Source organism: Actinoplanes oblitus, assembly GCF_030252345.1.
Classification (GTDB): Bacteria; Actinomycetota; Actinomycetes; order Mycobacteriales; family Micromonosporaceae; genus Actinoplanes; species Actinoplanes oblitus.
The window spans coordinates 5852746-5865204 of sequence record NZ_CP126980.1; the positions used below are offsets into that span (position 1 = coordinate 5852746).

At 72.5% G+C, this 12459-nt stretch carries 11 protein-coding genes and 1 pseudogene; 7 read left to right on the forward strand and 5 right to left on the reverse strand.

All coding sequences use genetic code 11. From position 1 onward, the window contains the following. Positions 1–76 precede the first annotated feature (76 nt). On the reverse strand, positions 77–1846 hold the full coding sequence (locus Actob_RS26430; protein ID WP_284914517.1) for a serine/threonine-protein kinase: 1770 nt from the start codon (positions 1844–1846) through the stop codon (positions 77–79). A 336-nt stretch (positions 1847–2182) separates the two neighbouring features. On the opposite strand from Actob_RS26430, the pseudogene Actob_RS26435 reads away from it, so the two are divergent. From Actob_RS26435 to Actob_RS26455, 5 genes and pseudogenes are all read left to right on the forward strand, one after another. Then, positions 2183–2293: pseudogene (locus Actob_RS26435) on the forward strand (IS5/IS1182 family transposase); the annotation flags it as partial. 321 nt (positions 2294–2614) lie between these two features. Beyond that, a complete protein-coding gene (locus tag Actob_RS26440; protein ID WP_284914518.1) occupies positions 2615–3820 on the forward strand; it encodes an FAD-dependent monooxygenase in 1206 nt (401 codons plus the stop codon). Positions 3821–3923: 103 nt separating this feature from the next. Beyond that, complete coding sequence (locus Actob_RS26445) at positions 3924–5081, forward strand: LLM class flavin-dependent oxidoreductase (RefSeq protein ID WP_284914519.1); 1158 nt, start codon at positions 3924–3926, stop codon at positions 5079–5081. Positions 5082–5110: 29 nt separating this feature from the next. Continuing rightward, positions 5111–6748, forward strand: coding sequence for an NAD(P)/FAD-dependent oxidoreductase (locus Actob_RS26450; RefSeq protein ID WP_284914520.1), 1638 nt, complete (start codon positions 5111–5113; stop codon positions 6746–6748). Positions 6749–7046: 298 nt separating this feature from the next. Then, positions 7047–7337: a DUF1330 domain-containing protein gene (locus tag Actob_RS26455; protein ID WP_284914521.1), complete on the forward strand. Its 291-nt coding sequence runs from the start codon at positions 7047–7049 to the stop codon at positions 7335–7337. Between the two features lie 125 nt (positions 7338–7462). Here the strand turns inward: Actob_RS26455 and Actob_RS26460 are convergent, their stop codons facing one another. Continuing rightward, complete coding sequence (locus Actob_RS26460) at positions 7463–8290, reverse strand: MerR family transcriptional regulator (protein WP_284914522.1); 828 nt, start codon at positions 8288–8290, stop codon at positions 7463–7465. Between the two features lie 239 nt (positions 8291–8529). Beyond that, a complete protein-coding gene (locus Actob_RS26465; protein ID WP_284914523.1) occupies positions 8530–9441 on the reverse strand; it encodes a LysR family transcriptional regulator in 912 nt (303 codons plus the stop codon). A gap of 78 nt (positions 9442–9519) precedes the next feature. On the opposite strand from Actob_RS26465, the gene Actob_RS26470 reads away from it, so the two are divergent. After that, entirely contained in the window at positions 9520–10299 is a 780-nt protein-coding gene (locus Actob_RS26470) for an NAD(P)-dependent oxidoreductase (RefSeq protein WP_284914524.1), read from the forward strand. 3 nt (positions 10300–10302) lie between these two features. On the opposite strand, the gene Actob_RS26475 is transcribed toward Actob_RS26470, so the two are convergent. After that, positions 10303–10491 (reverse strand): hypothetical protein, encoded by a 189-nt coding sequence (locus Actob_RS26475; RefSeq protein WP_284914525.1) that lies wholly within the window; start codon positions 10489–10491, stop codon positions 10303–10305. Next, positions 10488–11360, reverse strand: a complete 873-nt coding sequence (locus Actob_RS26480) for a helix-turn-helix transcriptional regulator (protein ID WP_284914526.1) — start codon at positions 11358–11360, stop codon at positions 10488–10490. Before Actob_RS26480 ends, Actob_RS26475 begins: the two co-directional genes overlap by 4 nt. 103 nt (positions 11361–11463) lie before the next feature. Here Actob_RS26480 and Actob_RS26485 point away from each other — a divergent pair, with 103 nt between their 5' ends. Then, positions 11464–12453: an aldo/keto reductase gene (locus Actob_RS26485; protein WP_284914527.1), complete on the forward strand. Its 990-nt coding sequence runs from the start codon at positions 11464–11466 to the stop codon at positions 12451–12453. Positions 12454–12459 lie beyond the last annotated feature (6 nt).

Below are 12459 nucleotides of genomic sequence, written 5' to 3' on the forward strand. Positions count from 1 at the left end.
CTCTTTCATCCTGCGAGCGGCCTGCCCGGTGACCCCACCAGGTTGATCGGCGTGATGGATGTCGTGGCCGGGCCGTTCACCTCACCCGGATGATCTCCAGGTTTCGCAGGGCGACCTGGTAGGGCGCCTCGCCGCCGGCCGCGTCACCGAAACCACCGATCACCACGTTCCCGCCGCCCGGGGGTACGCCCTTCGACAAGTCGACGACGGTGACCTCGTGAGCGTCCTGAAAGAGGGTCGCCGTGTCCCCCTGGATCTCGACGGCGAGACGGTGTGGCTCGCCCAGCCGTGTGCGCTCGGGCAACAGATAGGTGCCCAGCTCCTCGACGCTGTCGCCCTCATACCAGGAGAAAACGTATCCGTGGGCGCACACGTTCACCCCATAGGCGCCGGGCCCGGTGTCGAGGAAGTGCACCGCGGCGCAGCTCCCCGCCGTGCGCAGGACCACCTCCACCGAGATCCGGTGCGCTCCGGCGAAGGCCTGCGGCGTCCATCCGCATTCGAAGGTGCCTTCTCGTTGCACGGTGACCACCAGCGCGCCGGCGTATCGGCACGAGGTCCTGCCGTCGCTGCGCGTGGGGATCATCTTCGGCCGGGTCAGCGGATCCGCCACGGCGGCGTCCGGCGCGAACCGGAACGGTCGTGCGCTGGGCGGTGCCGATGCCGCTCCGCCCGATGCGGTGCTGATCGGGCCGGATGGCCGCGGCGGCAGCGGAGAGGCGCTGGCGCCCGGGGAAGGAGAGAGCGCGGTCGCCGCGGTGCGGTCGTCGAGGCGCGCGCGCAACGTGAACCCGAGCGCCGCCATGCCGACCACGGCGGCCAGCAGGGCAGCGAGCAGCTTGCCCCGGCGATGGCGGGACGCCGGCGCGGGGCCGGGATCGGCAACCGGCCGGGGGCTGATCACCGGAGGCAGCACGTCGGTACAGGTGGTCTGCACCTCCTGGGCCGCGTCGCGCAGGGCCGGTTGTGCCACCATGGCGGACTCGGCGACCGTGGCGATGCTCAACAACAGGTCCAGCAGTTGCCGAGCGTCCGGCCGGTCGGCCGCCCGCTTCTGCAGCGCCGCCTCCACGAGTTCACGGAGCGGCCGGTCAAGGCCGGTCAGGTCGGGCGGCCCAGTCATGATCCGGGTCGCCGTCGCCAGTGGCGTCCCCCCGTCGAACGGGCTGCGTCCGGTGCCGGCGTACGCCACCACCGCACCCCAGGCGAAGATGTCCGCGGCCGCCGTCAGCGACTCGCCGGGTGCGTTCTCGAACCGTTCCGGCGCCATGTACGCCACCGTGCCGACCATCTGATCGGTCAGCGTGTGCTGCGTGGAGGCCTGCATCGCCCGAGCGATGCCGAAGTCGATGACCTTCGGCGTGCCGGGCGGCAACAGCACGTTGGCCGGTTTCAGGTCCCGGTGGATCACTCCGGCGGCATGGATCGCGGTCAGCGCGGTGGCCACCCCGATCGCGACCCCGTGCAGGTTCGCCGAAGTCAACGGCCCGTGACGGCGAACCACGTCGGCGAGGCTCGGCCCGTCCACATACTCGATCACCAGGTACGGCGGCTCGTGGTCCGGGTCGGCGTCGAGCACCTCCGCGGTGCAGAACGGCGGCACCTGCCGCGCCCGTTGCACCTCAGTGCGGAATCGGCGACGGAACACCTCGTCGGATGCCAGCGCGGGACGCACCACCTTCACCGCCACCAGCCGGCCCTGACCGCTCTCGGCAAGGTAGACGGTGCCCATGCCACCGGCCCCGAGACGGCCGATGATGCGGTAGGCACCCACGCGCTGCGGGTCGCCGACGCCGACCGGTTCGGCTCGGGGGGTGGACGCCCCACCGGAGTCCTTTCTGGCCATCAAACTACAGACACCCCGCTCGATCGCTTGCCGACAATGCGCCCGGACGCGAGCAACGCACCCCGCCCGGCTGGCGGCGGTGTGCTCGCGTCGCGCTGCCACGCCTCTGGAGACGGGCAGACTGCCATGATCGGCTACTCCCGAATCGGCCCTCGCACTGGCCGGGGTGTCACGGTGCCCGGCTCCGCCACTTCGTGAGTCAGTTGACGGCGAGGGGTCGGGTCTGCCGCACCGATAGGTGACATCTGAGATGGCTTGCCGGTGACGGCAAGCTGGAAGGATGTTGCTGTGCCCAGGCCCTATCCTCGTGAATGCCGCGACGCGGGGCGGTAATCGATGAGGGCGATGCTCAAGGTAAGACAGCAAATCGACCAAAAGAGGCGGCTGAACCCGGGCCGCCAGGCCCTGCTCGCCCTGGCCCACCTGCGCAACGGCGACACCTACACGGCGGTCCAGCATTCCAGCAGGCGATCCGTTGCGGGGTTCCGGGAGAGTTCGCCGGGCGTAGTGGCTGGTTCTGGCGGCGGAAGGTGGAGGTGTGGAAGCGCCGGCGGTGACCGCGATCAGATCGTCCGGGCTGGGCACCGGCGCACCGCTCCGCCGGCGTGCGGGGTTGCGGCCGGGGCACTGGCGACGGCCGCGCGAAACTCGTCCCCGGCGTAGCGATCAGTTCCTGGCCGCGCTCGAGTCTGAATGTTCGTATGGGGCGGATCGGGGGCCCGGGCCGTCCCGGCATCATCGACTCACATCGGACCGGTAGGGGGCGTCATGAGCGATATCAGGGTGTTGGTGGCGGGGGCGAGCATCGCGGGGCCGGCGCTGGCCCACTGGCTACGCAGGCGCGGGGCCGAGGTGACCGTGGTGGAGCGGGCTCCCGAGTTGCGTCCCGGCGGACAGGCGGTGGACGCCCGCGGGGTGGCCAAGGAGGTCATCCGGCGTATGGGGCTGGACGCGCCGGTGCGCGCGGCCCGCACCGAGACCGCCGGCGCGCACACGGTCGACGTCGACGGGACCGTGCTGGAGACCTTCCGCGCCGAGGACAACGGCGGCGACGGGTACATCTCGGAGATCGAGATCCTGCGCGGGGATCTGTCCCAGGTGCTCTACGACGACACCCGGGACGGTGTCGAATACCTGTTCGGCGACCGGATCGCCCAGCTCACCCAGGACGCGGACGGGGTTGAGGTCACCCTGGCCGGCGGCGACCGGCGGCGCTTCGACCTGGTGATCGGGGCCGACGGGCTGCACTCGTCGCTACGGGCGACGGTCTTCGGGCCGCACGAGCGGTTCGTCCGTCACCTCGGCCTGGTGCTGGCCTTCTACAGCGTGCCCAACGAGTTCGGGCTGGACCGCTGGCTGATCGACTACCAGGACCGGGGGTCCGGGCGCTCCGCCGGGCTGCGGCCCGTCCCGGACGCCACCCGGGCGATGGCCATGCTCTCCTTCCCCGCGCCCGGCTTCGACATCGACTACCGCGACGTCGCGGCCCAGAAGGACCTGCTGCGTGAGCGGATGGCCGGCCTGGGCTGGCTGACCCCGCGCATCCTCGCGCACCTCGACGACACCCCGGACTTCTATCTCGACCAGGTCGCCCAGGTGGTGATGGACCGCTGGTCCAGCGGTCGGGTGGGACTGCTCGGGGACGCGGCGTTCTGCTCGTCGCCGTTCTCCGGCGGAGGGACGGGGCTGGCCCTGGTCGGGGCCTACCTGCTGGCCGGCGAGCTGGCCGCCGCCGGGTGGGACCCGGCAGCCGGGTTCGCCGGCTACGAGCGGCGGATGCGCCCGTTCGTCGAGGCCAACCAGGAGATCGGCCGGCTGCACGTGCAGAGCCGCGCGATCCCCGAGCCGGACGCCGAACCCGCCCCGGAGCCGGACATGGAGGCGATCATGGCGCTCGCCGAACGCGCGATCGGCGGCGTCGACCTGCCCGATTACGCGGGGGTCCCGGACTCCGGAGCCCACGCCCGGCCGTAGGACGTCCGCGGTACCGCATCCACCCTCGTCAGCGTCTACAGTGGGCGTGTCCGTGCAGGCCGGAGCGCACTGGTGGCGGGGGCGAGGCATGAGATTCGGGGCGTTGCTGTTTCCGTTCCACCACCCGATGGAGGATCCCACCCTGCAACTGGAGGGTGATCTGGAGCTGGCCGAGCACTGCGACCGGCTCGGGTTCGACGAGTTCTGGTTCGGCGAGCATCACTCCGGCGGCTGGCAGATCATCGCCTCGCCGGAGCTGATGATCGCGGCGGCGGCCCAGCGGACCCGCCGGATCCGGCTCGGGACCGGGGTCGCGACGCTCTCCTACCATCACCCGTTCCTGTTGCTGGACCGGATCGTGCAGCTCGACCATCTGACCCGGGGGCGGCTGATCTTCGGGGTCGGCTCGGGCGCGCTGCCGCTGGACGCCACGATGATCGGGCACGACCCGATGCAGGCCCGGCGGATGATGGCGGAATCGCTGGAGGCCATCACCGCCCTGCTCCGGTACGACGGCCCGGTCACCCGCAAGACCGACTGGTTCGAGCTCGACCAGGCGACGTTGCACCTGCGGCCGTACCAGTGGCCGCTGGACATCCGGGTCGCCGCGTTCAAGTCGCCGGCCGGCCCGCGGCTGGCCGGGCGGTTCGGGGCCGGCCTGGTCTCGTTCGGCGCGTCCGCCGCGATCGGTACCGGCTCGGAGAACCCGTTGCGGACCGCCGCCGAGATCGCCGACACCGAGGCGCGGCAGGCCGGGCTGCGGTTCGACCGGAGCCGCTGGTCGGTGATGAGCCTGATGCACGTGGCCGAGACCGAGGCGCAGGCCCGGGCCGAGGTGCGGTACGGCCTGACCGAGTACATCAAGTACATCCGGCAGATCCTCCCGGTGAACGTACCCGTCGACCTGGACGACCCGGACGCGGTCGCCGACGTGCTGATGACCACCGGCACCGCGGTGATCGGCACGCCGGAGCATGCGATCCGGCACATCGAGAGGATGTGGGAGCTCAGCGGCGGCTTCGGCACCTTCCTCATCGAGCAGTCCGACATCGCCGACCCGGCGGCCACCCGCCGGTCGTACGAGCTGTTCGCCCGCCGGGTGATCCCCTATTTCACCGCCTCGACCTGGCCGCGGCTGCGGGCCTACCAGGCCGAGCTGCAGTCCGGCGGGCTGACCCGCCGGACCATGGCGGCCGCCCAGGCCAAGGCCGGCGTGGAGTACTCGCACGAGGTCGCCGAGCGCCGGGAGCCGCCGGCATGAGCAGCAGCCAACCGGAAGGTGGAGCAGGCATGGACAGGCGCGTCGACGTGACGGTTCTCGGCAGCGGGATCGGTGGCAGCACGGTGGCCGCCGTCCTGGCCCGGCTCGGCGTCTCGGTGGCGATCGTGGACGCGGCGCGGCACCCGCGGTTCGCGCTCGGCGAGTCCACCATCGGCGAGACGTCGTTCCTGCTCCGGCTGCTCGCCGCCCGCTACGACGTGCCGGAGCTAGCGCACGTGTCGACCAGCGGCGGGATCGCCGAGCACGCCAGCCGCCGGTGCGGGATCAAGACCAACTTCGGGTTCGTCTACCACCGCGAGGGGCGGCTGCAGGAGCCGTTCGAGGTGACCCAGTGCAGCGTGTCCGAGGGACCGTTCGGGCCGGAGTCGCACCTGATGCGCGCCGACATCGACCAGTACCTGTTCGAGGCGTCGCAGCGGTACGGCGCGCTCGCCCGGGAGGGCGTCCGGGTCCGGTCGGTGGACATCCGGCCGGACGAGGCGGTGGTGGCGCTGGACAACGGGGAGACGCTGCACAGCGACTACGTGATCGACGCGACCGGGCGCACGTCGGTGCTGGCCGAGGCGTTCGGGCTGCGCGAGGAGCCGTGCCGGTTCCGGACGAACTCGCGGACCATCTTCACCCACCTGCGCGGGGTGGCGCCCTACGACGCGGTGACCGAGTCCAGCGGCCAGCCGAACCGGTGGCACGAGGGCACCCTGCACCACCTGTTCGACGGCGGCTGGATGTGGGTGATCCCGTTCGACAACCGGCCGGGCAGCGAGTCCGACCTGGTCAGCGTGGGCCTCAACCTGGACGCCGACCGCTGGCCGCGACGCGAGGGCGTGACCGCCGAGCAGGAGTGGGCGGAGTTCCTGGCGCGCTACCCGTCGATCGGCAGGCAGTTCGCCGGCGCCACGCCGGCGTTCCCGTGGATCTCCACGGGGCGCACCCAGTTCTCCTCGTCCCGCACGGTCGGCGACCGCTGGGTGCTGATGAGCCACGCGGCCGGGGCGATCGACGCGCTGTTCAGCCGGGGCATGGGCAACACCATGGCGGTGATCGAGGCGTTCGTGCCGCGGTTCCTGGAGGCGCGGGCGGCCGGGGACTACTCGGCGGCCCGGTTCGAGTACCTGGAGACACTGAACCAGAGCATCCTGGACAACAACGACAAGCTGATCGCCGGGTCGTACATCGCCTTCCGCGACTTCGACCTGTGGCGCGCCTGGTCGAAGATGTGGTACCTGGCGTGGAACCTGGGCGTGCTGCGGGTCGCCGGGACCTATTACCGATTCCTGGAGACGGCCGACCCGGCGCTGCTGGAGCGGCTGCACCAGGGGCCGGTGCCCGGCTCGTTCTGCCCAGAGCTGCCGAGTGCGCAGGAGCAGTTCGACGCCTGCTTCGACGTGCTGAGCCGGGTCCGGGACGGGGTGCTCGCGCCCGTCGACGCGGTGCCGGAGCTGGCCTTCATCCTCGGCGACGGCGAGGCGTCGCCCTCCCCGCTCAACCTGCACGACGTGCTGCGGCGCTGGCACGACGGGTCGATGGAGACCCAGCGGCTGATCTACCAGTGGGGACGGACGGCCGCGCCGCTGCCGCTGCGCCAGTACTTCGACTACGACCGCGCCACCATCGCCAAGGCCGCCGACCTGGTCCGCACCTTGTGACGGGCCGCTTTCCCGCACGGTCCGCGCCCACCTCCCGGCCCCGCCGCCGATTTCCGGTACGCCATCAGCACCCGTCCCCCGGCAGCGTGGTCGTGTCGCCCGGTGGCGGCTCGTACAGCGCGGCGGGTGCGGCCGAGTCAGGAGACCCCACCCGCCTGCACAGTCGCTCCAGCGAAACGACACCGGTGCCACTGACGCCGTGCCGGCCGGTCTCGAGCTCGCCGCCGCCCCGCAGGTCCGATGTGACTCGCGAGATGAGCACTCCCGCGAATAGCTACCGGCCGGTAACATAGGCCGGGTGACGGTATACGCGATCGCCCAGCTCACCATCCACGACCGCGACGGCTACGGCCGCTATGTCGCGGCCTTCATGCCGATACTGCAGCAGTACGGTGGTCGGCTGCTCGTCGCCGATGAGCATCCCGAGATCGTCGAGGGGCAGTGGGACGGCGACAAGGTCGTCGTCGTGGCGTTCCCGGATCGCAACGCGCTCGACGCCTGGGCGAACTCTGCGGAGTACCGGCAGATCTCGAAGGATCGGCTCGCCGCCACCGACGGCGTCGTGCTGGCCGTGCGCGGCACGAGCTGAGCCAGCGCGCCCCGGTGCTGGTGGAGGGTGGCTGCCGTGCACCTGATCACCGGCGGTTGCTGCCGGACACCGGCGAGCAGGAGGTGGCGGCACGAGCGGATGACGGCACCGCGTCGAGGCGTGGTTCAGGGGATGGGAAGCGTGTCGATGTCGGCGACGACGATCTTCCGGTCCTCGGCGTCACCGACGGTCTCGGCGAGGGCGATCGCTCGGCCGCGCGCGTCACGCGCCGCCTCGAAGTCGCCCGCGACGGCCTGCGCCCGGGCCAGGCCCTCGTAGGCGCTGGCCACGAGCCACACCTCCATCCCGGGGCGGTCGGCGTACTCCAGGCACCGGCGGGCGTGGTAGAGCGCCGGCTCCGCCCGTCCGAGCGTGGCGTAGACACGGGCGCACTGCCACTCGCCGATGGCCCGGTTCTGGTCGTCGCCGACGTTGTCCCAGTGGAATCGCGACGCGTGCGCCATGTGGATCATTCGCTCGTCCTCGTCGGCCGAGCGGGACTCCTTCGCCAGCAGCGTCCAGGTGTGATTGAACAGCGTCCGGGCCAGCTCACGCTCGTCGGGGATGCTCGGCGGCTGGGGCTCTGTCATCGCCATGATGACTCCTCGTTCGTAGTGGAGTAGGTGGTCGAGGGAGTGCAGGGCCCGCCGGATCCGGTCGTCGCGAGCCTGCAACGCGGCACGGTGCCGGGTCAGCAGACGTCGCGCCTCGTCCTCGCCCGCCCCCGCCAGCAGAGCCCGGATCGCTTCCAGCGGTACGTCGAGGGCGCGCAGCCGGGCGATGGTGACGGCCGTCGCGAGCTGATCCTCGGCGTACCACCGATAGCCGTCCGCCGAGACCACCCGCGGCGCGAACAAGCCCAGATGGTCGTAGTGCCGTAGCGCCTTCGTGGTGAGCCCCGTCCGGCGGGCGACCTCTCCGACCGACAGCATCCCGGCCTTCCGCTCTCCCATGCCGTTCAAGGTACGAGATTGCCGCGTGGCAAGGTCAACACCGCGGTTCCCGGAGCCGGCTTCCGCCATCGCGCTGCCGCTGGGTCGAGGGCGGCCACGCAGCCGCGGGCCGAAGTCGTTCGCACCGACCGACACGCTGTCGCGCACCGGCGGGCCGGTGAAGACCCTGGTCGGACTGTCGCGGGCTCCGGAGCGGCGCGGGCACGCCGGACACCCGGCCAGCGGGGCCACGTCGATGATCAGTTGCCGGCCGGCCGGTGCAGGTCGCGGGCGGCATCGTCCAGGTGGGACAGGAAATGCGTCACGGCGGGCGGGCGGGTCCGGCCCGCCGGCGTGGCGGCGTAGATCTTCCGCACCGGCTCGTCGTCCGGGTGCAGGCGCAGCAGCACGAGGTCGGCCGGGGCCATGCGGGCGGCCAGCGCCGGGACCAGGGTCACGCCGAGGCCGGCCGCGACGCAGCCGAACTTGCCCGTCCACTCCCCCACGACGATGTCGATCCGGGGGTCGAAGCCGGCCGCGGCGCTGCCACCCAGCAGCGTCTCCGCGGCCCGCGGGGAACTGGCCACGAACGACTCGCCGGCCAGCTCGGCGAGCCGGATCGTGCCGCGGCCGGCCAGCCGGTGCTCGCGGGAGACCGCGACCAGCATGCCCTCGTCGAGCAGGTGGTGCAGGTCGAACCGGCCCGGGTCGGGCAGCCCGGCCGGGGCGGTGCTGACGATCGCGAGGTCGGCGTCACCGGTGGCCAGCCGCTCCAGCAGCGCCGGGGAGAAGCCCTCCACCAGGGAGACCGTCACACCGGGGAACGCGGCTCGGAACGACGTGACGGCCCGGGGCACGACCGCGGCGACGGCGGTGGCGAACGCGCCGACCCGCAACCGCCCGGCCGCCAGGCTCTCCAGGTCGCCGACCGCCTGCCGGGCCACGGCGAGCCGGTCGAGGACCGCCTCGGCGTGCGGCAGCAGCGCGCGGCCCGGCTCGGTGAGCGCGATACCGCGCGGCAGCCGGTCCAGCAGGCGGGCGCCGACCTCGGCCTCCAGCGCCGCGATCTGCCGGGACACCGCCGACTGGGTGAACCGGAGGCGGCGGGCGGCAGCGGTGATCGAGCCCAGGTGCGCGACAGTCCGGAACACCTCGAGCAGTTGCGTCTCCACAGAGGCATGCTAGTTGAGCATGGCAGCCATGCGAGACAGTCGTTTGTCGCATGGCTGCGGCGCTCCTAGGTTCGAGGCATGGAAAACATCGCGGTGCTGGGCACCGGGCGGATGGGGAGCGCGACGGTGCGCCGGCTGAGCGCGGCGGGATATCCGGTGACGGCCTGGAACCGGGACCCGGCGCGGGCCGAGGCGACCGGCGCGAAGGTGGCGCGGACGCCGGCCGAGGCGATCGCGGGTGCCGATGTGGTGATCACGATGCTCACCGACGGGGCGGCCGTCTCGGCCGTGCTCTTCGATTCCGGGGCGACGCTCCGCCCCGGGACGGTGCTGGTGCAGATGTCCACGATCGGGCCGACGGCCACGGGGACGATCGTGGACCGGCTGCCGGCCGGCGTGTCGTTCGTGGACGCGCCGGTGATGGGCAGCGTCGACGCGGGCGCGGCCGGCACGCTCGTCATCCTCGCCGGTGGCGCCGTCGACGCGGCCGAGCCGGTGCTGCGGCACCTGGGCACGGTCCAGCGGTGCGGTCCGGCGGGGGCGGCGAGCGCGATCAAGGTGATGCAGATGACGGCGGCGCTGACCGCCATCGGGGCGCTGCACGACACCCTGGAGGTGGCCGCCGGGCTCGGCATCGACCGGGCGGCGGCGCTGGACCTGCTGGCCGCCGGGCCGCTCGCCGGTGCGCTGCGGCGGGCGACGAGCACCACCGCCGACTTCCCGGTCGCGCTCGCCGCCAAGGATCTGCGCTTCGCGTACGGAAAGACGCCTGTCGTCGAGGCCACCCTGAACCTGCTCGCGGCGGTGCCGGACCAGCGGGCCGACGTGTCCGCACTGATCAACCCGGGGCCAGGGTGAGGCTCACTCTCGACAACCGTCAGACGACAGCGGCGAAAGGCCGCACCAGCCGGTCGCGGACGGCCTGCTCGCGCGGGTCCGCAGCCGGGATCCGGCGGGAAACTCCGGCGTGACGGTGACCGCCGCCCGCACCGGGATGTCGTCGTCGCCAAGCCGCTCGTCGTGGTGACAGGGCACCAGGATCGCCGTCACCCGGACAGCTGAGCAAAAGCGGCGGACGCCGGCTGCCCCGGAAACTCCTCGACGCCCAGGACGCGGAGCAGGTCCAGGCGCTCCCGGGCGTCGTCGTCCGCCGGGGTCAGCACCACGAGCTGCTGGCCCAGGTCGGGCGTCACCAGGGTCTCGCAGTCCATCAGCATGCCGCCCACGCGTGGATGCACCAGGGTCTTGCGGTCGGCGCGGCGGACACCCACCTCGTGCGCGTCCCAGCGCGTACGGAAATCCGCACTGGCCTCGCGCAAGCGGGCCAGCAACCCGGTGACCAGCGGATCCTTCGATCGCCGGCCGACGACGGCCCGCAGGTCGGCGACCAGCTGCCGGCTGTGCCGCTCCTGCTCGGCGGGCGGGTGGACGGCACGCACCCCGGGCTCGGTGAACCAGCGGTAGATCAGGTAGCGCCGGTCGCCGGTGAGCCCGGTGTGGTCGCCGGTGAGCAGGATCGACATGCGGCTCTGGGCGAGCACCTCGCCCAGGTCGGAGATGACCATGGCCGGGGTGTCGCCGAGCAGGTCGAGCATCCGGACCAGGCCGGCGCGGGCCAGGCGAGCCACCCCGTCGGCGGGCGGCGGCTGATGGCCGGCCAGGTGGAACAGGTGAGCACGCTCGTCCTCGGACAGGCGCAGGGCCCGGGCCAGGGCGGTGAGCAACTGGATCGACGGCTGGCTGCTGCGGCCCTGCTCCAGGCGCACCACGTAGTCGACGGACATACCGGCCAGCATCGCCACCTCCTCGCGGCGCAGGCCCACGGCGCGGCGCCGGGGCCCGGCCGCGATGCCCGCCTCGGCCGGGCGGATCGCCTCGCGGCGGCGGCGCAGGAAGTCGGCGAGTTGCTCACGCTGCATGCGGTCCATCCTGCCCCGGCCCCGGGCGCGGGGACAGGGAGCGGCGCTCCCACGACAGGCGCTCCGCTCCCGCCCGAGCGGCGACCGGCGCAGGGTGATGGCCATGCAGACACGAACTCTGGGCACCACCGGACCGGCCGTCTCCGCGCTGGGTCTGGGCACCATGGGCATGTCCGGCGGGGCCTACGGCGCCGCCGACCGCACCGAGGCGATCGCGACGGTGCACGCCGCCCTGGACCGGGGCGTCACTCTGATCGACACCGGCGACCACTACGGCGCCGGGCACAACGAGATGCTGCTCGCCGAGGCGCTGCGCGGCCGGGACCGGGACGACTACGTGCTGAGCGTCAAGTTCGGCGCGCTGCTCGGCCCGGGCGGCGGCTTCCACGGCCAGGACAGCCGGCCGGTGGCGGTGAAGAACTTCCTGATCCACTCGCTGACCCGGCTCGGGGTCGACCACATCGACATCTATCGGCCGGCGCGGCTCGACCCGGCGGTGCCGATCGAGGACACCATCGGGGCGATCAAGGAGATGATCGACGCGGGCTACGTGCGGCACGCCGGGCTCTCCGAGGTGGGTGCCGAGACGATCCGCCGGGCACACGCGGTACACCCGATCGCCGACCTGCAGATCGAGTATTCGCTGGTGTCGCGCGCGGTGGAGACCGAGGTGCTGGGCACGCTGCGGGAGCTGGGGATCGGGATGACCGCCTACGGCGTGCTGAGCCGCGGGCTGATCTCCGGGCACTGGACAGCGGCCGGCCCGGGCGACCACCGGGGCCGGATGCCGCGTTTCTCCGGTGCGAACGCGGCACACAACCTCGCCCTGGTGGAGGCGTTGCGACAGGTCGCCGAGGCGACCGGCCGCACGGTCGCCCAGCTGGCCATCGCCTGGGTGGCGGCGCAGGGCGACGACATCGTGCCGCTGGTCGGCGCGCGGACCCGGGAGCGTCTGACCGAGGCGCTGCCCGCCCTCGACCTGGGGCTGACAGCGGCGGACCTGGCCGCGATCGAGCGGGCCGTCCCGAAGGGCGCGGCCCGCGGCGATCGCTATCCGGCGGCTCTCATGACAGCCGTCGGCGTCGGCAACTGAGGATCC